This is a genomic window from Paenirhodobacter sp. CAU 1674 (assembly GCF_029222945.1).
Classification (GTDB): Bacteria; Pseudomonadota; Alphaproteobacteria; order Rhodobacterales; family Rhodobacteraceae; genus Rhodobacter.
This window is the reverse complement of record NZ_JARHUH010000001.1, coordinates 348,297-369,961: the sequence shown is the minus strand read 5'-3', so window position 1 is coordinate 369,961 and position 21,665 is coordinate 348,297. Positions and strand designations below refer to the sequence as shown.

At 66.7% G+C, this 21,665-nt stretch carries 19 protein-coding genes; 10 read left to right on the top strand and 9 right to left on the bottom strand.

What is annotated here, in order from left to right; genetic code table 11:
- Positions 1-78: 78 nt before the first annotated feature.
- Positions 79-1,341, bottom strand: coding sequence for a phosphoribosylamine--glycine ligase (gene purD / locus P2G62_RS01720; protein ID WP_275733121.1), 1,263 nt, complete (start codon positions 1,339-1,341; stop codon positions 79-81).
- Positions 1,342-1,407: 66 nt separating this feature from the next.
- Between purD and xseA the strand changes: the two genes are divergently transcribed.
- On the top strand, positions 1,408-2,961 hold the full coding sequence (gene xseA / locus P2G62_RS01715) for an exodeoxyribonuclease VII large subunit (protein ID WP_275733120.1): 1,554 nt from the start codon (positions 1,408-1,410) through the stop codon (positions 2,959-2,961).
- Between the two features lie 114 nt (positions 2,962-3,075).
- On the opposite strand, the gene P2G62_RS01710 is transcribed toward xseA, so the two are convergent.
- Entirely contained in the window at positions 3,076-3,495 is a 420-nt protein-coding gene (locus P2G62_RS01710; RefSeq protein ID WP_275733119.1) for a hypothetical protein, read from the bottom strand.
- Positions 3,496-3,568: 73 nt separating this feature from the next.
- A complete protein-coding gene (locus P2G62_RS01705; RefSeq protein WP_275733118.1) occupies positions 3,569-4,636 on the bottom strand; it encodes an alkane 1-monooxygenase in 1,068 nt (355 codons plus the stop codon).
- Between the two features lie 182 nt (positions 4,637-4,818).
- Here P2G62_RS01705 and P2G62_RS01700 point away from each other — a divergent pair, with 182 nt between their 5' ends.
- Together P2G62_RS01700 and ftsY are read left to right on the top strand one after the other, a co-directional pair.
- Entirely contained in the window at positions 4,819-5,475 is a 657-nt protein-coding gene (locus P2G62_RS01700) for a lysoplasmalogenase (RefSeq protein WP_275733217.1), read from the top strand.
- 79 nt (positions 5,476-5,554) lie between these two features.
- On the top strand, positions 5,555-6,604 hold the full coding sequence (ftsY, locus tag P2G62_RS01695) for a signal recognition particle-docking protein FtsY (RefSeq protein WP_275733117.1): 1,050 nt from the start codon (positions 5,555-5,557) through the stop codon (positions 6,602-6,604).
- Between the two features lie 3 nt (positions 6,605-6,607).
- On the opposite strand, the gene P2G62_RS01690 is transcribed toward ftsY, so the two are convergent.
- Entirely contained in the window at positions 6,608-7,177 is a 570-nt protein-coding gene (locus P2G62_RS01690; protein WP_275733116.1) for an MgtC/SapB family protein, read from the bottom strand.
- Between the two features lie 48 nt (positions 7,178-7,225).
- On the opposite strand from P2G62_RS01690, the gene P2G62_RS01685 reads away from it, so the two are divergent.
- The 5 genes from P2G62_RS01685 (at position 7,226) to P2G62_RS01665 (ending at position 13,923) form a co-directional block, all read left to right on the top strand.
- The gene (locus P2G62_RS01685) at positions 7,226-8,137 is read left to right on the top strand and encodes an EamA family transporter (RefSeq protein WP_275733115.1); all 912 of its coding nucleotides are present in this window, start codon (positions 7,226-7,228) and stop codon (positions 8,135-8,137) included.
- On the top strand, positions 8,127-8,744 hold the full coding sequence (locus P2G62_RS01680; protein ID WP_275733114.1) for an inner membrane-spanning protein YciB: 618 nt from the start codon (positions 8,127-8,129) through the stop codon (positions 8,742-8,744). Before P2G62_RS01685 ends, P2G62_RS01680 begins: the two co-directional genes overlap by 11 nt.
- A 139-nt stretch (positions 8,745-8,883) precedes the next feature.
- Positions 8,884-10,062, top strand: coding sequence for an aminotransferase class V-fold PLP-dependent enzyme (locus tag P2G62_RS01675; protein ID WP_275733113.1), 1,179 nt, complete (start codon positions 8,884-8,886; stop codon positions 10,060-10,062).
- A 100-nt stretch (positions 10,063-10,162) separates the two neighbouring features.
- On the top strand, positions 10,163-11,257 hold the full coding sequence (gene folE2 / locus P2G62_RS01670) for a GTP cyclohydrolase FolE2 (RefSeq protein ID WP_275733112.1): 1,095 nt from the start codon (positions 10,163-10,165) through the stop codon (positions 11,255-11,257).
- A 212-nt stretch (positions 11,258-11,469) separates the two neighbouring features.
- Positions 11,470-13,923, top strand: coding sequence for a UvrD-helicase domain-containing protein (locus P2G62_RS01665; RefSeq protein WP_275733111.1), 2,454 nt, complete (start codon positions 11,470-11,472; stop codon positions 13,921-13,923).
- Here the strand turns inward: P2G62_RS01665 and P2G62_RS01660 are convergent.
- The 3 genes from P2G62_RS01660 to mntR form a co-directional block, all read right to left on the bottom strand.
- Positions 13,899-15,074, bottom strand: a complete 1,176-nt coding sequence (locus P2G62_RS01660; protein ID WP_275733110.1) for a Hint domain-containing protein — start codon at positions 15,072-15,074, stop codon at positions 13,899-13,901. The genes P2G62_RS01665 and P2G62_RS01660 overlap by 25 nt on opposite strands.
- 64 nt (positions 15,075-15,138) lie before the next feature.
- Positions 15,139-16,608 carry an acetyl-CoA hydrolase/transferase family protein gene (locus P2G62_RS01655; RefSeq protein WP_275733216.1) on the bottom strand — a complete coding sequence of 490 codons (1,470 nt, stop codon included), beginning with the start codon at positions 16,606-16,608 and terminating at the stop codon, positions 15,139-15,141.
- Between the two features lie 196 nt (positions 16,609-16,804).
- Positions 16,805-17,254 carry a manganese-binding transcriptional regulator MntR gene (gene mntR / locus P2G62_RS01650; protein WP_275733109.1) on the bottom strand — a complete coding sequence of 150 codons (450 nt, stop codon included), beginning with the start codon at positions 17,252-17,254 and terminating at the stop codon, positions 16,805-16,807.
- 147 nt (positions 17,255-17,401) lie between these two features.
- Between mntR and P2G62_RS01645 the strand changes: the two genes are divergently transcribed.
- Positions 17,402-18,712 (top strand): Nramp family divalent metal transporter, encoded by a 1,311-nt coding sequence (locus P2G62_RS01645; RefSeq protein ID WP_275733108.1) that lies wholly within the window; start codon positions 17,402-17,404, stop codon positions 18,710-18,712.
- A gap of 12 nt (positions 18,713-18,724) precedes the next feature.
- On the opposite strand, the gene rlmJ is transcribed toward P2G62_RS01645, so the two are convergent.
- Together rlmJ and P2G62_RS01635 are read right to left on the bottom strand one after the other, a co-directional pair.
- Positions 18,725-19,522, bottom strand: a complete 798-nt coding sequence (rlmJ, locus tag P2G62_RS01640; RefSeq protein ID WP_275733107.1) for a 23S rRNA (adenine(2030)-N(6))-methyltransferase RlmJ — start codon at positions 19,520-19,522, stop codon at positions 18,725-18,727.
- Between the two features lie 550 nt (positions 19,523-20,072).
- Positions 20,073-20,276: a DUF1127 domain-containing protein gene (locus P2G62_RS01635; RefSeq protein ID WP_275733106.1), complete on the bottom strand. Its 204-nt coding sequence runs from the start codon at positions 20,274-20,276 to the stop codon at positions 20,073-20,075.
- A 271-nt stretch (positions 20,277-20,547) separates the two neighbouring features.
- Here P2G62_RS01635 and P2G62_RS01630 point away from each other — a divergent pair, with 271 nt between their 5' ends.
- Positions 20,548-21,612, top strand: a complete 1,065-nt coding sequence (locus P2G62_RS01630; protein WP_275733105.1) for an Mrp/NBP35 family ATP-binding protein — start codon at positions 20,548-20,550, stop codon at positions 21,610-21,612.
- The last annotated feature ends 53 nt before the right edge of the window (positions 21,613-21,665 follow it).

The window sequence follows — 21,665 nt, the reverse complement described above, 5'->3', positions numbered from 1 at the left end:
AAGAAAGCTCTTTCACTTTGGCCCAAATATCCCGGGGGGCGCGCGTCCGCGCGGGGGGCAGCGCCCCCCTGCACGGTTTCAAAGTGCGCGCCAGCCGATGTCGCGGCGGCAAAAGCCCTGCGGCCAGTCGATCCGGTCGACCATCGCATAGGCGCGCGCCTGCGCCTCGGCCAGCGTGTCGCCGCGTGCGGTGACGTTCAGGACCCGCCCCCCGGTGGCGACGATCTGGCCGTCGCGCGCGGCGGTGCCGGCATGGAAGACCATATTGAAGCTGTCTTCGGGCAGGGCGTCGAGCCCCTTGATCGGCGTGCCCTTTTCATACGCGCCCGGATAGCCGTTGGCGGCCATCACCACGGTCAGGGCGTGGTCGTCCGCCCATTGCGCGCGCACCTGATCAAGCCGCCCTTCGGCGCAGGCCAGCAGCAGATCAAGCGCCTGCGCGCCAAGCCGCAGCATCAGCACCTGGCATTCCGGGTCGCCGAAACGGACGTTGTATTCCACCAGCCGCGCCTTGCCATCCTTGATCATCAGCCCGGCATAAAGCACGCCCTGGAACGGGGTTCCACGGCGGGCCATCTCGGCCACGGTCGGGCGCACGATCTGATCCATCACATCGGCCTGGATCGCGGGGGTCAGCACGGGGGCGGGCGAATAGGCGCCCATGCCGCCGGTATTGGGGCCGGTGTCGCCATCACCCACGCGCTTGTGGTCCTGCGCGGTGCCGACGGGCAGCACGTTCACCCCATCGGACAGGATGAAGAAGCTGGCTTCCTCGCCCTCCATGAATTCCTCGATCACCACTTCGGCGCCGGCGTCGCCAAAGGCCCCGCCGAAAATCTCATCCAGACCGGCCAGCGCCTCGTCCAGCGTCATCGCCACGATCACGCCCTTGCCCGCGGCCAGACCATCGGCCTTGACCACGATCGGGGCGCCCTGTTCGGTGACATAGGCCTTCGCAGCCGCCAGATCGGTGAACCGCGCATAGCCCGCCGTGGGCGCGCCGCAGGCATCGCAGATTTCCTTGGTGAAGGCTTTCGAGGCCTCCAGCCGTGCGGCCTCGGCCGAGGGGCCGAAAGTCAGGATGCCCGCCGCGCGCAGGCGGTCGGCCACACCGGCAGCCAGCGGTGCCTCGGGGCCCACGACCACGAAATCAATCGCATTTTCCTCGACGCAGGCCAGCACCGCCGCCGTGTCGCAGGGGTCGATGGCGGCGCATTCGGCCAGCGTGGCGATCCCCGCATTGCCCGGCGCCACGATCAGCCGGTCGCATTTCGGGTTTTGCTTGATCGCCCAGGCCAGCGCATGTTCGCGCCCGCCGCCGCCCAGCACCAGAATATTCATCGCATCCCCCTTGGCCTCGGTTTGCGGGCCTTCTAAGCTTTGGCAACCCATCAGGCAAGGCAGGCAATGGACCTTATCGACGAGCCCGCGGGCAATAATGCCCATGAATACACCGTTTCGGAAATCTCCGGCGCGGTGAAGCGCGTGATCGAGGGCGAATTCGCCCGGGTCCGGGTGCGCGGCGAGGTGGGGCGCGTCAGCCGCCCGGCCTCGGGGCATCTGTATTTCGACCTGAAGGATGACCGCGCGGTCATCGCCGCGATCAGCTGGAAGGGGCAGGTGGCGAAAATGCAGATCCGCCCCGAAGAGGGGATGGAGGTGATCGCCACCGGCCGGATGACGACCTTCCCGGGCCAGTCGAAATATCAGCTGATCGTCGATGACATCGAACCGGCAGGCGCGGGCGCGCTGATGGCGATGCTGGAGGCACGCCGCCGTGCGCTGGCCGCCGAGGGCCTGTTTGATGACCGGCGCAAGCAGCCGATTCCCTGGCTGCCCAAGGTGATCGGAGTCGTCACCTCGCCTTCGGGGGCAGTCATTCGCGACATCCTGCACCGGCTGCGCGACCGCTTTCCGCGCCATGTGCTGATCTGGCCGGTGGCGGTGCAGGGCCAGGCCTGCGCGCCCGAGGTGGCCGCTGCGATCCGTGGTTTCAACGCGCTGGCGCCCGGCGGGCCGATCCCGCGCCCCGATCTGATCATCGTGGCGCGCGGCGGTGGCAGCCTGGAAGACCTGTGGGGTTTCAACGAGGAAATCGTGGTGCGCGCCGCGGCCGACAGCGCGATTCCGCTGATCTCGGCGGTGGGCCATGAAACCGATACGACGCTGATCGACCACGCCGCCGACCGGCGCGCGCCCACGCCCACGGCGGCGGCCGAAATGGCGGTGCCGGTGCGGGCCGATCTGATGGCCTGGCTGTCCGAGGCCGAGGCGCGGATGGCGCGGGCCGCGCGCGGGCGGATGGATGTGCGGGCGCAGCGGCTGGCCGATCTGGGCCGGGCGCTGGGGCGCCCCGAGGCGCTGGTGGCGCCCGCGCGGCAGCGGTTCGATCTGTGGGCCGACCGTCTGGCGCCCGCGCTGCGCATGGTCACCACCCGCAAACGCGCGGGTTTTGCGCCGCTCGAGGCGCGGATCGCGCCGCGCATCCTGCGCGGTTTCATGCGGCAGGAAGAGGACCGGCTGACCCGTCTGGCCGCCCGTCTGGCCCCGGCGCTGGCCCGCAACCGCGCCGAGGCCGCGCGCAGCAATGCGCGCAACCGCAGCGCCCTTGATACGCTGGCCGAGCGGCTGGAGCGCGCGCCCGCGCAGCGTCTGGCGGCGCTGGCCGAACGGTTGGAGCGGCTGGACCGGATGCGCCAGACGCTGGGCTACACCGAAACCCTGCGGCGCGGCTATGCCGTGGTGCGCGATGCGGAAGGCGTGGTCACCGGGCGGGCGGCCGCAGCCGGGGCGGTGGCGCTGGAGATCGAATTCCACGACGGCCGGCTTTCGGTGCGCCCTGATGATGCGCCGCCGCCCGCCGCGCCACCCGGGGCCACCCCTGCGCCGGAACCGGCCAAACCGGCGCCGAAACCCGCCCGCAAGAAGCCCGCGCCCCCTGAACAGGGCAGCCTGTTCTGAGCGCTGTTTCGCGCGCGGCCTCCGGTCGTTTTTGAGTATTTATGCCAAGAAGAAGGACAGGGTTTCTTCTTGGCATAAATACTCGGACCCGGCCTGTCCCGGGCACCGCGCCGGTCAGACGCCCAGATCGGGGCCGTGACAGGCCAGCGGATCGGGGCTTTCGCTGAGCGACACCAGCGGCTCGGCGGCATCGTCGCCCTGAAACTTGGCGCTCAGCCCCTGCGGGGTGTCGAAGAACGTCCAGCACTGCAGCCCGCTGTCATCGTGATAGTCAAAGCAGATCTGGTCGCCCGCGGGAAACCAGGTGCCTTCCTTGCATTCGCTTTCGGTGAAGGCCCAGAGCACGCGCCGCCCCGGCAGGTATTGCTCCACGCCATAGGGCTCGCCGCCCGCGGAATAGGTGATGGTGCGCCCGACGGTGCGGGCATCGAATTCCATCGCGTTGAGGGGGCTGGGGGCGGGGCCATCCTGGGCGAGGGCGGCGGTGGCACACAGGGCGCAGGTCAGCACGGCGGCGGCGAGGGCAGTTCGCATCGGATCTCTCATCTCGGGTCGGCACCAGCCTGCCAGAGCGGGCCCGGGATGGAAAGCCACAGCCCCGTGAGGCTCAGCCCGGTGCGCAGGGTTGTGCTGCGCGCAGGGCGGTTACCCGCCGGTCCATCACCCGGCGCCAGAGCGGTGGGATCAGGGCGATAGCCGCCATCGCGGGCAGGCTGCGCGGCAAGACGGGGCGGCCCGGCGCGGCCAGATCGCCCAGCCGCAGCGCCGGATAGATCCGCCCCGGGTGGGCATGGTGGTCGGAATGGCGCGGTGCGTTCAGCATCCACAGCGCCGAGACCGGCTGCGGCGCGTCCCAGCTGTGGCGGGCGTCCACCGGCTCGAACCGGGTCGCGTCCAGCGCCCGGCGCTGCAGGCCGTAGTGTTGCACATAATCCGAAAGCAGAAGTTGCATCTGCGCATAGGCACAGAGCGCGAGATAGGCCACCACGCCGGGCCCGCCGAACAGCTGCGCCATCAATGCCACCCACCACAGCGCGCCCAGCACATAGACGACATAGGGGTTGATCGCCGCGATTCGTGCCCGCAGCCCTTTCGGGGTGCGGGCCGCGGCGCGGGCGCGCTCCATCTCGTACCCGGCGACGAAAGAGCCGATCCAGGCGCGCGGCGCGAAGGTCCAGAACCCCTCGCCCAGGGGGGCGGAGTTCGGATCTTCGGGGGTGGCGACAAAGCGGTGATGCACCAGCCGGTGCGCCGAGGTGTGATGCCCGAACAGAAGCGAGATATAGATCCATTTCCCCAGCATGAACAAACGCTTGTCGCTGCGATGGATGAGTTCGTGCGCGTTCGAGTTCGATACCTGCCCGAAGAACAGCCCGAAGGCGAAGAACAGCACGATCCGGTTGCTCCAGTCCAGATCGGTCGCGCCCGACAGGGCGGCGACGCCAGCCAGAAGTGCTGCGAAATGGGCCAAGGCCAGCCCGACGGACAGGGCATTTGCGGCGGGAAACTCCGCGCCTTCGGGGGCATCGGGCGCGGCACGGGCGATCAGCGTGTCGAGCACGAAGATCAGCGCGGCGATATAAAAGGCCGCAGCCCAGGCAAAGATACCACCAATGGCCGCCCCGAGCCCCAGCAGCGGCAGTGGCGCCAATGTGACAAGGGCGAAACTGCGCACCCTGGGGACCTTGTGGCTCAACCCGCGCAAGGGGGCAGGCATGCGCAGGCGGGGTTGGCGGCGGGGAAGGTTTGGGTCTTGGGGCATCGGGTCACCTGAAAATCGCGACCAGACTAGCGCAAAATTCGGCCAAATCAGGGCGGATGCTTGAAATGGTGCAAAATCTCTGCCCCTGTTGCGCGATGATCCCGTTGACCGTTTCTCCGATCTCCGCCCTGTTGCTGGTCACTGCCGCCGGTTTGGCGCTGTGGCAGGTGCTGCGCTATGCGGCTGCGCCGCCAAGTTGGATGAAAACCTGGGTCAAGACCGGTTCGGTCGCGGCGCTGGCCCTGGCGGCGCCGGGGTTGGCTGCGCCCTGGGCCATCACCTTGGGGCTGGCACTGGGGGCGGTGGGCGATTTCTGCCTGTCGCGACCGGGAGAGCGCGCCTTTCTGGCAGGGATGGGCGCCTTTGCGGCGGGGCATCTGGCCTATCTGGCGGCATTCGTGGGTTTTGGCGCGACGCTGCCGGGCGCGGGGGCAATCCTTGGGCTGCTGGTGCTGGGGGCCTCGACCGAGCTGTGGCTGGCCCCGCGCACCGGGGCCTTGCGCTGGCCGGTGCGGGGCTATGTGCTGATTATTCTGGCGATGGCGCTGGCGGCGCTTGGTCTGCCGCCCGAAGGTTTTGCGGGGCAGGGTCTGGTGCTGCTGGGCGCGCTGAGCTTTGTGGCCTCGGATCTGATCCTGGCGGTCGAGATGTTCGTGCTGCCCGAGGGCCGACTGCGGCAGATCGCGCGGCGGGTGCTTTGGGTGCTGTATTGGGGTGGGCAGGCGCTGATCCTGTGGGGCGCGCGGGGCTGAGCGCGTGGCGACTGGGGCATTGGCCCTTCCATCGCGCGCGCGGATTGATTAGGTGAAGGGAAACCGGAAGGGCCCTGCGATGTCGTTTTTCAACAAGCTGAAATCCCGCCTGACGCGTTCTTCGACCAAGCTCGAAGAGGGGCTGGAGGCGATTGTCGCCGAGGCGCCCGAGGCCCCGCCCGCGCCCGAGGCCCCGCAATCCACCGTGCCGCAGGCTGCCCCCGCGCCTGATGCAGGCAAGAAGCCGGGCCTGTTCGGGCGGATTCTGGGCCGGTCCGAGGCCGAAGCCGCGCCGCGCCGGGTGCTGGACGATGCGATGCTCGAAAGCCTGGAGGAGCTGCTGATCGCCTCCGACATGGGCGTCGATACGGCGTTGCGCGTCAGTGCCAATCTGGCCGAGGGCCGGATGGGCCGCCGCCTGTCGGTGCCCGAAATCCAGGGCCTTCTGGCCGCCGAAATCGCCCGGATCATGGAGCCGGTGGCGCGCCCGATGCCGATTTACCCCAAGCGCCCGCAGGTGGTGCTGGTGGTGGGGGTCAACGGATCGGGCAAGACCACGACGATCGGCAAGCTGGCGGCGCAGTTCCGCGCGGCGGGCAAGTCGGTGGTGATCGCGGCGGGCGATACGTTCCGCGCCGCCGCGGTGGGGCAGTTGCAGGTCTGGGGCGAACGCGCGGGTGTGCCGGTGCTGACCGCGCCCGAGGGTTCGGACCCGGCCTCGCTGGCCTTCGATGCGATGACCAAGGCCGAAGCCGATGGCGCCGATCTGTTGCTGATCGACACGGCGGGGCGGCTGCAGAACCGCGCCGACCTGATGGAGGAACTGGCCAAGATCGTGCGGGTCATCCGCAAGAAAGATCCGAGCGCGCCGCATAACACGCTGCTGGTGCTGGACGCGACGACGGGCCAGAACGCGCTGAGCCAGGTCGAGATTTTCCGCAAGATTTCCGATGTGTCGGGGCTGGTGATGACCAAGCTGGACGGCACCGCGAAGGGCGGCGTTCTGGTCGCGCTGGCCGACAAGTTCGGGCTGCCGATCCATGCCATCGGCGTGGGCGAGCAGATCGACGATCTGGCGCCCTTCGACCCCGAGGAATTCGCCCGCGCCCTGGTCGGCGCGGATGTCTGAGGCTCAGTCCTCGGTGCCCGGCGGGCGTCTGGCATGCGTGGAGGCGCCCGGTGCCGGTTCGGGGGTGACCGGGGTCTGGGCGGCATGGCTTTCGATCCGGTCTTCAAGCACGCGGAACAGCCACAGCACGATCACCGTCAGCGTGGTGGCCAGCAGTCCCAGCCCGATCTGGCCGGTGCCGCAGGCCAGCCCCACGGCCCCCGCCAGCCACATGCCCGCCCCCGTCGTCAGCCCCTTGACCCGATTGCCGGCCGTGAAGATCGAGCCCGCCGCCAGAAACGCCACGCCCGAGGTCACCGCGCCGATCAGCCGCAAGATGTCATTGCGTGCCCCCGGATCGCCCGAATTGGCCGAGATCTGGACCAGCTCCAGCGCGATCAGCGCAAACAGCGCCGCGGCCACCGAGATCAGCATATGCGTGCGCAGCCCGGCCGATTTGTGGTGCCATTCGCGTTCAAAGCCGATCGCCCCACCCAAGCTCAGCGCCGCGACCAGCCGCAAGGTGGCGACCGAGGGCGGCGTCGCCACGAACGAACTGGCCAGATCGAGCCAGAGACGATCAAGGATTTCCATGGTGGGCGCACTCCGTTCCGGTAAGGCGACCCTGCACAAGAGGGCAGCATGAGTCAGTTTATCGCCTCGCTCGAGGGCACGCCAGCGGGCCATGACGCGGCGCTTGTGCTGGCGCTGATGGCGGCGCTGCTGCATGCGCTGTTCGGGGCGCTGCAGAAGGGCCGCCATGACCCCTGGCTGAGCCGCGCCGCGATCGACGTGAGCTATGGCGTGATCGCGGCCCCGTTCGCGCTGTTTGTCGTGCCCTGGCCGGAACCGCATATGTGGCCGATCTTTGCCGGGGCCTTCGTGATCCATGCAGGCTACAAGCTGGCGCAGGCGATGACCTATACCCGGGGCGCCTATACCGTTGTCTATCCGGTGGTGCGCGGCACCGGCCCGCTGTTTGCCGTGATCGGCGCCGGGCTGATCTTTGGCGAGCATTTCAACGCGGGCCAATGGGCGGGGGTGGCGGTGCTGCTGGCGGGGATCTACGGGCTGGCGCTGTATAATCTGCGCACGATCACCGTGAACCGCGACACGATGCTGCCCGCGCTTGGCTTTGCCGTGCTGACCGGGGGCTTTGTTGCGCTTTACACCACCTATGATGCCTATGGCATCCGCGCCACCGCCGATCCGTTCACCTTTCTGGCGTGGTTCTTCTTCATCGACGGCTGGTTCATGCCCGCCGTGACGGTGCGGCGCTGGCGCCACTTGCCCAGTTCGGAAATCGTGCCGCTTCTGAAAAGGGGTGTCATCGGCGCCTTTGTGGCCTATTTCTCGTTCGGCGCGATCATGCTGGCCACCCGCCTGGACAAGGTGGGCGAGGCGGCGGTGCTGCGCGAAACCTCGACCGTGTTCGCCGCGCTGATCGGCTGGCTGGTTCTGGGGGAAAAAGTGGGGCCCCGTCGCACCGCGCTGATGGCGCTGATCGCGGTCGGGGCGGTGATTGTCGAAGTTGCGGGGTCCTATGGCGGGTAAAAAGATCAATCCCTGGCTGAAGGCCGGGCTGGAATTCGGCCCGCTGCTGGCGTTTTTCGTGGCCTTCGGGCGGATGAAGGAGGCCACCTTCCACATCGGCAATACCGATTATTCGGGCTTCGTCGTGGCCACGGCGCTGTTCATTCCGCTGATGGTGGTGACGACGCTGGCGTTGTGGCGGCTGACCGGGCGGCTGGCGCCGATGCAGATCGCGACGCTGGTTCTGGTGGTGGGCTTCGGCGGGCTGTCGATCTGGTTCAACGATCCGCGCTTCTTCAAGATGAAGCCGACGCTGATCTATCTGATCTTCGCGGGTCTTCTGGGGTTCGGCCTGTTGCTGGGCAAGCCCTGGCTGCAACTGGTGATGGACGAGGCGATCCCGATGCAGCCCGAGGGCTGGCTGATCCTGACCAAGCGGCTGGCGCTGTTCTTTCTGGGGCTGGCCGTCGCGAACGAGCTGATCTGGCGCAATATGTCCGACCAGGCCTGGGTGAATTTCAAGACCTTCGGTCTGACGGCGGCGATGTTTGCCTTCTTCATGGCGCAGTCGCGGCTGTTCGCGCGCTACGGCTATGAACGTCCCAAGGCGGATGACGACAAGGCCTGATCGGGCTGCCAGCCCGGGCTGGCCGCATTCAAACCCTTGAATACAAGGCCGAACTGCACCTGATGAAGGGCGTGGCAGGTTGACGCAGCCGGGGCTTGGCGTTAGGGCAAGGCACTTTTGCAACGAAAGGCCCGGCCCGATGACGCAGGAATGGAACACCCGCACGAAACTGGTGCATGACGGCATCCGCCGCAGCCAATATGGCGAGATGGCCGAGGCGCTGTTCCTGACGCAGGGCTTCGTCTACCCCACGGCTGAGGCCGCCGAGGCGCGTTTCATCGCCAGCGGTGACGACGAATTCATCTATGCCCGCTATGGCAACCCGACGACGCGCATGTTCGAGGACCGGATCGCGTCGATCGAGGGCACCGAGGATGCCTTTGCCACCGCCAGCGGCATGGCCGCAATCAATGGCGCGCTGACCGCATTGGTGAAGATGGGCGATCACATCGTGGCCGCGCGGCAGATGTTCGGCTCGTGCCTGCATGTGCTCAAGGTGCTGCAGGGGTTCGGGGTCGAGGTGACGCTGGTCGATGGCACCAAGCTGGACGAATGGCGCGCGGCGATGCGGCCCAACACCAAGGTGTGCTTCTTCGAAAGCGTGTCGAACCCGGGGCTGGAGGTGATCGACATCGCGGGCGTGGCTGAAATCGCCCATGCCGGCGGCGCGGTGGTGGTAGTGGACAACGTGTTCTCCTCGCCGATTTTTTCGCGGGCGGTGGCCTTGGGCGCCGATGTGGTCGCCTATTCGACCACGAAACACATCGACGGCGGCGGCAGGGTGCTGGGCGGTGTCGTCTGCGGCACGCGCGCCTTCATCCGCGGCCCGCTGGAAACCTATGTCAAACACACCGGCGGCGCGATGAGCCCGTTTCATGCCTGGATCATGCTGAACGGCATGCAGACGCTGGATCTGCGGGTGCGCGCGCAGGCCGCCAGTGCCGCGATGATCGCCAGCGCCGTGGCAGGGCATGACAAACTGAGCCGCACGATCTATCCGGGGCTGATGGATCACCCGCAACACGCCTTGGCGATGGCGCAGATGGGGTCGGGCGGGACGATGCTGGGGCTGGATCTGGCGGGCGGCAAAGAGGCCGCGTTCCGTTTCCTCAATGCGCTGAATATCGTCAGCATTTCCAACAATCTGGGCGATGCCAAGTCGATTGCGACCCATCCCGCCACGACCACGCACAAGAACCTGACGGACGAGGAACGTGCCGTGATCGGCATCACCCCGGGTCTGGTGCGAATCTCGATGGGGATCGAGGACAGCGGCGATCTGCTGGCCGATATTCAGGCGGCGCTGTCCGCCGCCTGAGTCCCACGCGCAACTTTTCTTGGACTTGGTGCGTAAAACTCCCATATGTCACCAAAGCGCCCTGCGTGCCCATGCGCGGCGCTGCTCCAAGGGGAAGCAGATGAATAGCCAAGGCCGTATCGAGAGACCCGACACCGAAGAGGCGCGCGCCGCGCTGGCCACCTTGCGTGACTGGGCACAGCGCGCCGATCCGGTCGAGGTGGCACAGCTGGACCCGGCCATCGCACGACTTTTGCCGGGCCATGCGCTGCCCAACTACCCCGATCTGTCGCGCGTCTATGACGATGCGTTCCGCGTCGATGCCACCTACAAGGCCGGGCTGCCCGATCTGCAGAACGGCCCCGCCAGTCTGATCGTCGGCGCGAAGACCCGGATCGAACATGTCGGCATTTCCAATTTCCGCCTGCCGATCCGGTTTCGGATGCGTGACAATGGCGATCTGACGCTCGAAGCCTCGGTCACCGGCACGGTCAGTCTGGAAGCCGAGAAGAAGGGCATCAACATGAGCCGCATCATGCGCTCGTTCTACGCCCATGCCGAGCGCGCCTTCTCGTTCGAGGTGCTGGAGGCGGTGCTGGATGACTACAAGGATCATCTGGACAGTTTCGACGCCCGGCTGATGATGCGCTTTTCCTTTCCGGTGAAGGTGCAAAGCCTGCGCTCGGGGCTGCAAGGCTGGCAATATTACGACATTGCGCTGGAACTGACCGAGGTCGCCGGTGCGCGCGTCAAGATCGTGCATCTCGATTACGTCTATGCCTCGACCTGCCCCTGTTCGCTGGAACTGAGCGAACATGCGCGCGCCACGCGCGGGCAATTGGCGACGCCGCATTCGCAACGCTCGGTCGCGCGGATCTCGGTGGTGGTCGAGCCGGGCAATTGCCTGTGGTTCGAGGATCTGATCGACATCGCCCGCGCCGCCGTGCCGACCGAAACGCAGGTGATGGTCAAACGCGAGGATGAGCAGGCCTTTGCCGAACTGAACGCCGCCCACCCGATCTTTGTCGAGGATGCGGTGCGCGCCTTTGCGGCGGGCTTGCTGGCCGATCCGCGGGTGGGCGATTTCCGGGTGCTGGCCAGCCATCAGGAAAGCCTGCACAGCCATGATGCCGTGGCGGTTCTGACCGAAGGCACCACTTTCGCCAGTGCCAGTCTCGATCCGCGGCTCTTTGCCTCGCTGGTGCATGGGGGGTGACCGGGCAGGGGGCGCTCGCGCCCCTCGGGTCTGCGACCCTCACCCCCTGAGGATATTTCGACCAGAAAGAACCTGGCTTTTCCCTCTGGCGCAAATATCCCGGGGGAGCGCGGCACGCGCGGGGGCAGCGCCCCCATGCCCACGCGGGGTTTTTCTTGAACAATAGGAGAACATGCCTTGGCCTTGCCGTGTGGGATCGCTAGATTGTGGCCATGAGCGGATATGATGACACCGATGCTTTCGAAGGCGCGCTGAGCCTGTCGCAGCGCGCGATGATGGGCGCGCGGGGCCCCGCGCCCTATCTGGAGGGGCTGAACCCCGCACAGCGCGCGGCGGTCGAGACGCTCGACGGGCCGGTGCTGATGCTGGCGGGGGCGGGCACGGGCAAGACCAAGGCACTGACCTGCCGCATCGCGCATCTGATCCATACCGGGCGGGCGCGTCCGAATGAAATTCTGGCGGTGACCTTTACCAACAAGGCCGCGCGCGAGATGAAGGAACGCGTCGGGCATCTGTTGGGCACCGGTCCCGAAGGCATGCCCTGGATGGGCACGTTCCACTCGGTCTGCGTGAAACTGCTGCGCCGTCATGCCGAGATGGTCGGCCTGCGCGCGAATTTCACCATCCTGGATACGGACGATCAGATCCGGCTGCTCAAGCAGTTGATCCTCGCCGCCAATATGGACGAAAAACGCTGGCCCGCGCGGATGCTGGCCGGGATCATCGACGGCTGGAAGAACCGCGCGCTGACGCCCGAGCGGGTGAAGGGCCGGGATACGGCCGAGTTCAACAACCGCGGGTCCGAGCTTTACGCCGCCTATCAGGACCGTCTGCGCACGCTCAACGCCGTCGATTTCGGCGATCTGCTACTGCATATGATCACGATCTTTCAGGCCGCGCCCGACCTGCTGGCGCAGTATCAGCGCTGGTTCAAATACATTCTGGTCGACGAATATCAGGATACCAACGTCGCCCAGTATCTGTGGCTGCGGCTCTTGGCGCAGGGGCATCGCAACATCTGTTGCGTGGGGGATGACGACCAGTCGATCTATGGCTGGCGTGGCGCCGAGGTCGGCAACATCCTGCGGTTCGAAAAGGATTTTCCGGGCGCGCATGTGGTGCGGCTGGAACAGAATTATCGCTCGACCGAGCATATTCTGGGCGCGGCCTCGGGGTTGATTTCGGCCAATCAGGGGCGGCTGGGCAAGACCCTGTGGACCGAGGCGAAGGGCGGCGAGAAGGTGCGCCTGATCGGCCACTGGGACGGCGAGGAAGAGGCGCGCTGGATCGGCGAAGAGATCGAGGCGCTGCAGCGTGGCACCCGCGGGCTGGCGCCGGTCGATCTGGACGGGCAGGCCATTCTGGTGCGCGCGAGCCACCAGATGCGCGCCTTCGAGGACCGTTTCCTGACCATCGGGCTGCCCTATCGGGTGATCGGCGGGCCGCGGTTTTACGAACGGCTCGAGATCCGCGATGCGATGGCCTATTGCCGGCTGGCGGTCAGCCCCGATGACGATCTGGCCTTCGAGCGGGTGGTGAACACGCCCAAGCGCGGGTTGGGCGACAAGGCGCAGGCGCGGATTCAGGCGGTGGCGCGCGACAACGGGATCAGCCTGTTCGATGCGGCGCGGCTGCTGCTGCAACAGGGCGAGATCACCGGCAAGGCCGCGGGACAATTGCGCGGCTTCGTCGAGAATATCGCTCGCTGGCATGCGGCGGTGCAATCCGCCGGGCCGGTGCCGGTGGTGTCGCTGGGCGAAGAGGACGACGCCGTGATCGAGGCGGACCCCGATGCGGTGCCGGTGCGTGCGGCCAATGACCAGTCGCACATCCGTCTGGTGGAGCAGATTCTGGAGGAATCGGGCTACACCCAGATGTGGATGAACGACAAGACGCCCGAGGCGCCGGGGCGGCTCGACAACCTGAAGGAACTGGTCAAGGCCTTGGAACAGTTCGAAAATCTGCAAGGGTTTCTGGAACATGTTTCGCTGATCATGGACAATGACCGCACGGGCGACGAGCCCAAGGTCACGATCATGACACTGCACGCGGCCAAGGGGTTGGAATTTCCGGTGGTGTTTCTGCCGGGCTGGGAGGACGGGCTGTTCCCCAGCCAGCGCGCGATGGACGAGAGCGGGCAAAAGGCTATCGAGGAGGAACGCCGTCTGGCCTATGTCGGCATCACCCGGGCCGAGGAGTTGTGCACGATTTCCTTTGCGGGCAACCGGCGGGTCTATGGCCAGTGGCAAAGCCAGCTGCCCTCGCGCTTCATCGACGAATTGCCGGTGCGCCATGTCGAGGTGCTGACCCCGCCGGGGCTCTACGGGGGCGGTTTTGGCGCGGCGGGCGGCTTTGGCGGCGGGCGCGGGCATAGCAGTATCGACGAGCGGGCGACCCGGGCCGATGTCTATAACTCGCCGGGCTGGAAGCGGATGGAAAGTCGTGGTGTGACCAGCCAGCCGCAGCGCCGCGGGGCGATTGCGCCCGTTGCTGACGGGCCGGAGTTCGAGCCGGGCGAGCGGGTGTTTCACAAGAAATTCGGTTATGGTGAGGTCACCGGGGCCGATGGCGACAAGATCGTGGTGGCCTTTGACAAGGGGGGCGAAAAGCGGCTTCTGGCGTCGTTCGTGGTGCCGGCCGATCAGGCCGGGGACGTGCCGTTCTGAACAGGTGACACCGGGCGATCAGGGGCGGGATCGGCCCCGCGCAGCAGATGGGCGTAGGCTTCCAGCCCGCCGATCGCCTGCCATGTCGGCAAGTTGCCGGACGGGCGCGCGGGCAGGACATAAACGCCGCGTCCCGGTTTTTTGCTGGCCAGGAACATCGCGCGTTTTTGGCCGTTGGCTTGGGTGATCGCGGCCCACAGATCGGCGCCCTGCCGGCGGGTCAGCAACGGGCGCGCCGGGGTGTAGTTGCGCAGCATCAGCGGCTCGGGTAGCCGGGTCTGCAACCGGGCCATCATGAATTTCGCCTGCCGCCCCATCAGCAGGCTTTCCACCGCCATGCCTTGCGCGCTCAGCACCTCGTGGCGGGGGAGCAGCAGGTGGACATAGGCCATGCGGGGGCGGGGCGCGAGACGGATCGTGGCGCCGTTCACGAAGCTGATCGCGGGGGCCAGCACTTCGGGCACGCCATGGCGGGCGGCGACCTCGGGGCCGGACAGCAGGATGCGGTGTTGCTGGCTCAGTTCCAGCGGGGCGGTATTACCCAGGATGTCGCGTTCAAACCAGACCGGCGCGCCGCGCCCCTGGCCGGGCACCTCGGCCCGGGCGACCCACAGCACCGGCTGCGGCCCGTGATCGCGGGTCAGCACCCGATCCCCAAGCGCCAGACGGCCCACAGGGCGGGCGCCCGATGCGGTCTCGATCAAGGTATCCGGCGCGAAACAGGGCGCGGCATAGGTCGCGGCGGCCGCGTCGGCGGTATAGAAACCGGGCGGGTTGCCGCCGCTGTAATGATCCCAATACCACTTTTCCAGATCGAATTCCGGGGACCAGACAACCTGCACAAGATCGCCGTTCTGATCGAGCCCTTCGAAGACCACCGCCCAGCCCTGATCGCCGCCGACATCGACCGGGTCCGAGCGGATCACCACGGCGTCCTGGATCGTCGCGCCACCATTGCCGCCGAAGCTGAGCGTATAGGTGTCGCCGGGCGAGAAGATGAAAGGCGTCTCATCCCCCGGCTGCGAGGAAATCACCAGATCCTTGGTCGAGTTCGGCGGGTAATCGAAGGTCGATGTGCCCGGACCGTTGTTCACATTGCTGCCGGTCGCGGCAGCGAACTGATTGTCGAGGGCATAGATGGTCAGGGGCATCGGCGGGCTCTGGTTGGGCCTGCCGAGCCTAGCGCCCGGGGATTAAGGCGCGCTTAACGGCCGTTCAGCGCTGCATCGTGCCGGTTTCGACGAAGCGCTGATGCCAGCTCAGCGCCTCGGACAGGATATTCGGCGCGTGCTGGCCGTAGGAATGGGCCTGCGCGCGGGCGAAATAATCGGCCAGCTGGTCGCGATACGCGGGATGCGCGCAGCGTTCGATAATCAGTTTCGCGCGGGCCTTCGGCGCCAGACCGCGCAGATCGGCCAGCCCCTGTTCGGTCACCAGCACCTGCACATCCTGGCTGATGTGATCGGTATGCGCGACCTGCGGCACGATGGCCGAGATCTTGCCGCCCTTCGCGGTCGAGGGGGTCATAAAGATCGACACATAGGCGTTGCGCGCGAAATCGCCGGAACCACCGATGCCGTTCTGGATGCGAGACCCCATCACATGCGTCGAATTGACGTTGCCGTAGATGTCGGCCTCGATCAGCCCGTTCATCGCAAGGCAGCCCAGACGGCGCACCAGTTCGGGGTGGTTCGAGATTTCCTGCGGGCGCAGAATCAGCTTGTCGCGGAAACGGTGCGCCTCGGTGTTGAAGCGCATCGCCATTTCTGGGCTGAGCGAGAAAGCCGTGGCCGAGGCCATGCGCAGCTTGCCGGCCTCGATCATGTCGAGCATGCCGTCCTGGATCACCTCGGTGAAGGCGGTCATCTGCTCGAACGGGCCATCCATCAGCCCGGCCAGAACGGCGTTGGTAACATTGCCGACGCCGGATTGCAGCGGCAGCAGGCTGGCGGGCAGGCGGCCGCGGGCGACCTCGTGGCGGAAGAATTCCAGCAGGTGCCCGGCGATCGCATTGGCCACGGCGTCGGGCTTGGCGAAGGGGGCGTTGCGGTCGGGGCTGTCGGTTTCGACGATGGCCACGATCTTGGACGGATCGACGCGGAAATGCGGCTGGCCGATGCGGTCATCGGCGCGCACCAGCGGGATCGGCGTGCGGTGCGGCGGCAGCGCGGTGCCATAGTAGATGTCATGCATCCCGTCGAGCGCGGGGGATTGCCAGCTGTTCACCTCGAGGATGATTTTGTCTGCAATATCAAGCCATGTCTTGTTGTTGCCGATCGAGGACGAGGGGATCAGCGCGCCGTCTTCGGTAATCCCCGAGACCTCGATCACGGCGGTGTCCAGCGGTCCCAGGAACCCCTGCCAGGCCATCGGGGCGACCTGGCTCAGGTGCATGTCGAAATACTGCATCGTGCCCGCGTTGATCTTTTCGCGCGCGATCGGGTCCGAGTTGTAGGGCAGCCGGTAGTCGATGCCATCGGCCTTGGCCAGCGCGCCGTCCAGCTCCGGCCCGGTCGAGGCGCCGGACCAGATGCTGACCTTGAACGGGCGGCCCGCGGCATGCTCGGCCTCGATCCGCGCGGCCAGCGCCAGCGGCACCGCCTTGGGATAGCCCGACCCGGTGAAGCCGCTCATCCCGATTGTCGCCCCCGAAGGGATCAGCGCCGCGGCATCAGCGGCGGACATGACCTTGGCGCGCAGGCCGGAATGACGCAGGCGGGGATTGGTGAGCACGGGTGACCTCCTCAGGGCAAGCGGCAGGCGGGCATACCAACGCATACCGGGTTCCCGCAGAGGAAGCACGTTATTTAGGCATTGTCTAATTCGGGCTGATATGCGCTGAGGGCATAGCTTTCGGCGCAAACTGCATGGCTGGCGGTGCCTAGTGCCGCGCGGCAGCCAGAAACGCTTCGAACGCGCGCAGCGTCCGGTCCGAGACATGATGCTCGATCCCTTCGGCATCCAGTTCGGCGGTTTCTGCGGGCACGCCCACCGCGATCAGCAACTCTACCACCGTGCGATGGCGTGCGCGCACCCGCTCGGCCATCTCGGCCCCGGCTTCGGTCAGGAAAACCCCGCGATAGGGGCGCGATGTCGCCAGCCCCTCGCGCTTGAGCCGGGCGATTGCCTTGGTTGCCGTTGGCTGCGCCACCCCCATGCGCGCGGCGATGTCGGCCACCCGCGCTTCGCCCATCTCGGCGATCAGATCGCCGATCATCTCGACGTAATCTTCCAGCAGTGCCACGGCCTGCACCTCGCGGGCGCGGGCGAAACGGTCGGCCTGATCGGCGGGGGAGGGGCTGTCTTGGGGCACGCGCGGTCCTTGGGGCATCTGTCGGGGAAATCTTATAGCGGCGGGGGCGCCCTGCGGCCAGCGGATTATCCCGACTGCGTGAGCCGGTCGCACGCCGCAAGATTTGGGGTTGCGAAAAATATAGCATAGGCTATTTCTTCGCCCGACGGCTATAAAGAGAGCGACATGACCGACAAAAATGCCCCGACGCAGACCCTTTCGCAGCGCACGCAAAGCGGGATGGCGGCTGTTCTGGCCGGAGAGCGTGGCGGTCTGCGCAGCCGGTTGCTGTTTGCTGGCCCGGCGATCATCGCCTCGGTCGCCTATATGGACCCGGGCAATTACGCGACGAACATTCAGGCGGGCGCGGGCTATGGCTATGGGCTGCTGTGGGTCGTGCTGCTGGCCAATCTGATCGCGATGTTGTTTCAGGCGCTGTCGGCGCGGCTGGGCATCGTGACCGGCAAGAACCTGGCCGAGCTGTCGCGCGACAACTTCCCGCGCCCGGTCGTCTGGGTGATGTGGGCGGTCAGCGAGATTGCCGCGATGGCAACCGATCTGGCCGAATTTCTGGGGGGCGCGATCGGTCTGGCGCTTCTGTTCAATCTGCCGCTGATCGTCGGCATGGCGATCACCGCGATCGTCACCTATGCGATCTTGATGTTCGAAAGCAAAGGCTTCCGCCCGATGGAGCTGATCATCGGGGCGCTCGTGGGGGTGATCGGGCTGTGCTATCTGGCCGAGATCCTGATCGCGCCGGTCGACTGGGCGGCCGCGGGCATGGGGATGGTCACGCCAGAACTGGCCGATGCCGCCGCGCTGACGATTGCGGTGGGGATCATCGGGGCCACGGTGATGCCGCATGCGATCTATCTGCATTCCGGGCTGACGCAATCGCGCGCCGCCGTGCGCTCGGTTCAGGAACGGCGCCGGGTGCTGCGCTTCTCGAATGTCGAGGTGGTGCTGGCGCTGGCCGTGGCCGGGATGGTGAACATGGCGATGGTGATGATGGCGGCTTCGGCCTTCCATCAGGGCCATGCCGAGGTGGCCGAGATCGAGACCGCCTATCACACGCTGACGCCGCTTCTGGGCGCGGCGGCGGCGGGGATGTTCCTGGCCTCGCTGATCGCGTCGGGGATTTCCAGCTCGGTCGTGGGCACGATGGCGGGGCAGATGATCATGCAGGGCTTCTTGCGGGTGCGGGTGCCGATCTGGCTGCGCCGGATGGTCACGATGGTGCCGGCATTCGCCGTGGTGGCCGCCGGGGTGAACGCGACGCAGGCGCTGGTGGTCAGTCAGGTGATCCTGTCGATCGCACTGCCGGTGCCGATGATCGCGCTGATCATCTTCAGCGCGCGGCGCGACATCATGGGCGAATTCGTCGCCCCCCGTCTGGTGCGCGCGTTGGCCGGAGTGGGCGCGGTGGTGGTGCTGGGGCTGAACTTCGTCCTGCTGGCCGAGGCGTTCGGCCTGCCGATCCCGTTCCTGGCAGGCTGAGCGCGCGGCCTGTTAGAGCGTCTTGAACAATCCGGTCAGGCGTTTGGCCTCGCCCTCCAGCCCCCATGGCGGATTCAGCACGACCATGCCGGACCCGATCATGCCATGGCCTTCGCGGGCGGGCGGGAAGCGGACTTCGTGGATCAGCGCCTCGGGGTGTTCGGCGCGCAGGCGGGTGACCATCGCGCGCTGCGCCCCCGAGGCCGCAACGCGCCCGTCCAGCACCGGATACCACAGCGCGATGACGCCGACGTTCCATTTCCGCGCGACATGGCCGATCAGCTTGGGGATCGCCTCGTAATCGGCCTTCACCTCATAGCTCGGGTCGATCAGCAGCAGCCCGCGGCGCGGCGTCGGCGGGCATAACGCCAGCGCCATTTCCAGCCCGTCCTTCTGATGGAAGATCCCGCCATGCGGCGCTATCGCGGTTTTCAGCGCGGCAAACTCCTGCGGGTGCAATTCGCACAGCTGGATCGTGTCGGTCGGGCGCAGCAGCTGCGCGGCAATCAGCGGAGAGCCGGGATAAGCCGCGGGGCCATGCGCGGCGCGGGTCGCGGCCAGCGCGCGGGTGTAGGGGTGATCGGGCGCGAACCAGCCCTGTTTTTCAACCCGGGCGATGCCCTGCGCCGCCTCGCCGGTCTTCAGCGCCTCGGCGGCATCCAGTGCATAAAGCCCGCGCCCGGAATGGGTTTCCAGATAGCTGAGCGGTTTGTCCTTGCGCGTCAGGTAGTCAAGCATCACCGCCAGCAGCGCATGCTTGTGCACATCGGCCAGGTTCCCGGCGTGATAGATATGTTGATAGGACAGCATGGCACCCTCGCTCGCTTTCGTTCTTCCATGCCTCGCCCGGGGGCCGCAGGCAAGCGCGCAAAAGAAAACGGCGGCGCCCAGGGAGGAGGAGGGGCGCCGCCGTCATCGTTTCCGACGACCCCAGGGAGGAGGAGGGGGCCTTCGGTATTTTGTCCGCCCTCAGGGAGGAGGAAGAGGGCGGCCGTCCCGGACCCAGGGAGGAGGAAGGGGCCCGGTATGAGGTGGCGGCACCCTCAGGGAGGAGGAGGAGAGTGCCGCCTGTAACGATCAGCCCAGGGAGGAGGAGGGGCCTTTCGTGTTCGGTTGGGCGTTGGCGCCCGAATGTCTGTTCCCGCCGCGGGGAGGCGAAGCGCGGCGGCCCCAGGGAGGAGGAGGGGGCCGCCGCCTTCATCACGAGACCCCAGGGAGGAGGAGGGGGCCTTCGCTTCGGCGTCCGGCGTGCCCCTTGCGGGGCTGTGGCCGGTATCTGATGGCGGCACCCTCAGGGAGGAGGAGGAGGGTGCCGCCGATTTCCGAGGCCCAGGGAGGAGGAGGGGCCTCAGGAACCGTATTACTTGCCGTAGGCGGCCTCTTGGGCCACGCGGGTGATCATCGACCGGTGGATGCCCAGATCGGACAGCTCACGGGTGGACAGGGCTTGCAGTTCGCGCAGGGTCTGCCGATAGACCCGACGGCGAGCGAGGGCTTCGGAGAGCCCCGCAAAGAGGCCGGAAAGACCGGTCTCAACGCTGCGGATATCTTGGACGAGTGCCATTGCGGATGCCTTGAATTGGTTATGTTCTGCGATGTTCTATCGCTGTTCGGGCTAACATGGCCCTTATGCTGCGACTGCACAATGGGCAGGGCTGGCAATGCTGCTATGCAGAAAGTGCATGCCGTTCCGGCGTCGTTTTGAGGCCTTTTTTGCGGGCTTCAAGAAACTTCCGCCGCGTCATAATGAGTGTTTTGTTTGCACATATTACCCGGCCCCCTTGCGCCCCGCGGCAAAAACGCCACAGTCGGCCCGAAATCGTGCGGAGATAGTCATGTCGGTTACCAAGGAAATGGTCCTCAAAGCGCTTCGAATCGTGCCATTGCCGGGGGGCGGTGACCCTGTGTCACGCGATCTGATCCGGGCGCTGGCCGTCGAATCGGGCGTGGTCCGCTTCGTTCTGGAGGGCGATTCCCCGGAAATGCTGGAGGCGGCGCGCCCCGCCATCGAGGCTGCCGTGCGCGCGCTGCCCGGCGTCAGCAGCCTGTCGGTGGTCATTCCGGCGGGCCCGGCCAAGGGCATGGGCGCGGGGCCGAAGATCGGCGGCCATCCGACGCCGCAGGCCGGTCCGATGGCGGTGCCTGGGGTGCGCAAGATCATCGCGGTCGGCTCGGGTAAGGGCGGGGTCGGAAAATCCACGGTCAGTTCGAACCTGGCCGTGGCGCTGGCGCGCGCGGGCAAGCGCGTGGGCTTGCTGGATGCCGATATATACGGGCCGAGCCAGCCGCGGATGATGGGGGTCGCCAAGCGCCCGGCCTCGCCCGATGGCAAGACGATCCTGCCTTTGCAGGCGCATGGCGTTACGCTGATGTCGATCGGCTTGATGCTGAAGGAAGACGAGGCGGTGATCTGGCGCGGGCCGATGCTGATGGGGGCGCTGCAGCAGATGCTGGGTCAGGTGGCATGGGATCATTACGGCCCGCTGGATGTGCTGATCATCGACCTGCCGCCGGGGACGGGCGACATTCAGCTGACCCTGTGTCAGAAAACCAGGCTGGACGGTGCGATCGTGGTCTCGACCCCGCAGGACGTGGCGTTGCTGGATGCGAAAAAGGCGCTTGATATGTTCCGCCGTCTGGGCACGCCGGTGATCGGGCTGATCGAGAACATGTCGACCTATATCTGCCCCAACTGTGGCCATGAGGCGCATCTCTTCGGGCATGGCGGCGTGGCGCAGGCGGCGCAGACGCTGGGGCTTCCTTATCTGGGGGAATTGCCGCTGGATCTGGAAGTCCGGCTGGCGGGCGATGCGGGCACGCCGGTGGCGGCGGGCGAGGGGGCCGCAGCGCAGGCCTATGCCGGTCTGGCCGCCCGGCTGATCGCATCGGGCGCGATCTGACCGCGCAGGGGCGCGAAATCCGATGATCTGATGCTGGGGCGGCCGGTTGGCCG

What these genes read in the sequence shown, in the direction of transcription:
- P2G62_RS01665 (WP_275733111.1), top strand. Translation starts at nt 11,470, where the DNA reads ATGAGCGGATATGATGACACCGATGCTTTCGAAGGCGCGCTGAGCCTG.
- P2G62_RS01690 (WP_275733116.1), bottom strand. Translation starts at nt 7,177, where the DNA reads ATGGAAATCCTTGATCGTCTCTGGCTCGATCTGGCCAGTTCGTTCGTG.
- folE2 (WP_275733112.1), top strand. Translation starts at nt 10,163, where the DNA reads ATGAATAGCCAAGGCCGTATCGAGAGACCCGACACCGAAGAGGCGCGC.
- P2G62_RS01655 (WP_275733216.1), bottom strand. Translation starts at nt 16,608, where the DNA reads ATGTCCGCCGCTGATGCCGCGGCGCTGATCCCTTCGGGGGCGACAATC.
- P2G62_RS01645 (WP_275733108.1), top strand. Translation starts at nt 17,402, where the DNA reads ATGACCGACAAAAATGCCCCGACGCAGACCCTTTCGCAGCGCACGCAA.
- P2G62_RS01660 (WP_275733110.1), bottom strand. Translation starts at nt 15,074, where the DNA reads ATGCCCCTGACCATCTATGCCCTCGACAATCAGTTCGCTGCCGCGACC.
- P2G62_RS01700 (WP_275733217.1), top strand. Translation starts at nt 4,819, where the DNA reads ATGATCCCGTTGACCGTTTCTCCGATCTCCGCCCTGTTGCTGGTCACT.
- ftsY (WP_275733117.1), top strand. Translation starts at nt 5,555, where the DNA reads ATGTCGTTTTTCAACAAGCTGAAATCCCGCCTGACGCGTTCTTCGACC.
- P2G62_RS01630 (WP_275733105.1), top strand. Translation starts at nt 20,548, where the DNA reads ATGTCGGTTACCAAGGAAATGGTCCTCAAAGCGCTTCGAATCGTGCCA.
- P2G62_RS01675 (WP_275733113.1), top strand. Translation starts at nt 8,884, where the DNA reads ATGACGCAGGAATGGAACACCCGCACGAAACTGGTGCATGACGGCATC.
- xseA (WP_275733120.1), top strand. Translation starts at nt 1,408, where the DNA reads ATGGACCTTATCGACGAGCCCGCGGGCAATAATGCCCATGAATACACC.
- mntR (WP_275733109.1), bottom strand. Translation starts at nt 17,254, where the DNA reads ATGCCCCAAGGACCGCGCGTGCCCCAAGACAGCCCCTCCCCCGCCGAT.
- P2G62_RS01680 (WP_275733114.1), top strand. Translation starts at nt 8,127, where the DNA reads ATGGCGGGTAAAAAGATCAATCCCTGGCTGAAGGCCGGGCTGGAATTC.
- P2G62_RS01710 (WP_275733119.1), bottom strand. Translation starts at nt 3,495, where the DNA reads ATGCGAACTGCCCTCGCCGCCGCCGTGCTGACCTGCGCCCTGTGTGCC.
- P2G62_RS01685 (WP_275733115.1), top strand. Translation starts at nt 7,226, where the DNA reads ATGAGTCAGTTTATCGCCTCGCTCGAGGGCACGCCAGCGGGCCATGAC.
- purD (WP_275733121.1), bottom strand. Translation starts at nt 1,341, where the DNA reads ATGAATATTCTGGTGCTGGGCGGCGGCGGGCGCGAACATGCGCTGGCC.
- P2G62_RS01635 (WP_275733106.1), bottom strand. Translation starts at nt 20,276, where the DNA reads ATGGCACTCGTCCAAGATATCCGCAGCGTTGAGACCGGTCTTTCCGGC.
- rlmJ (WP_275733107.1), bottom strand. Translation starts at nt 19,522, where the DNA reads ATGCTGTCCTATCAACATATCTATCACGCCGGGAACCTGGCCGATGTG.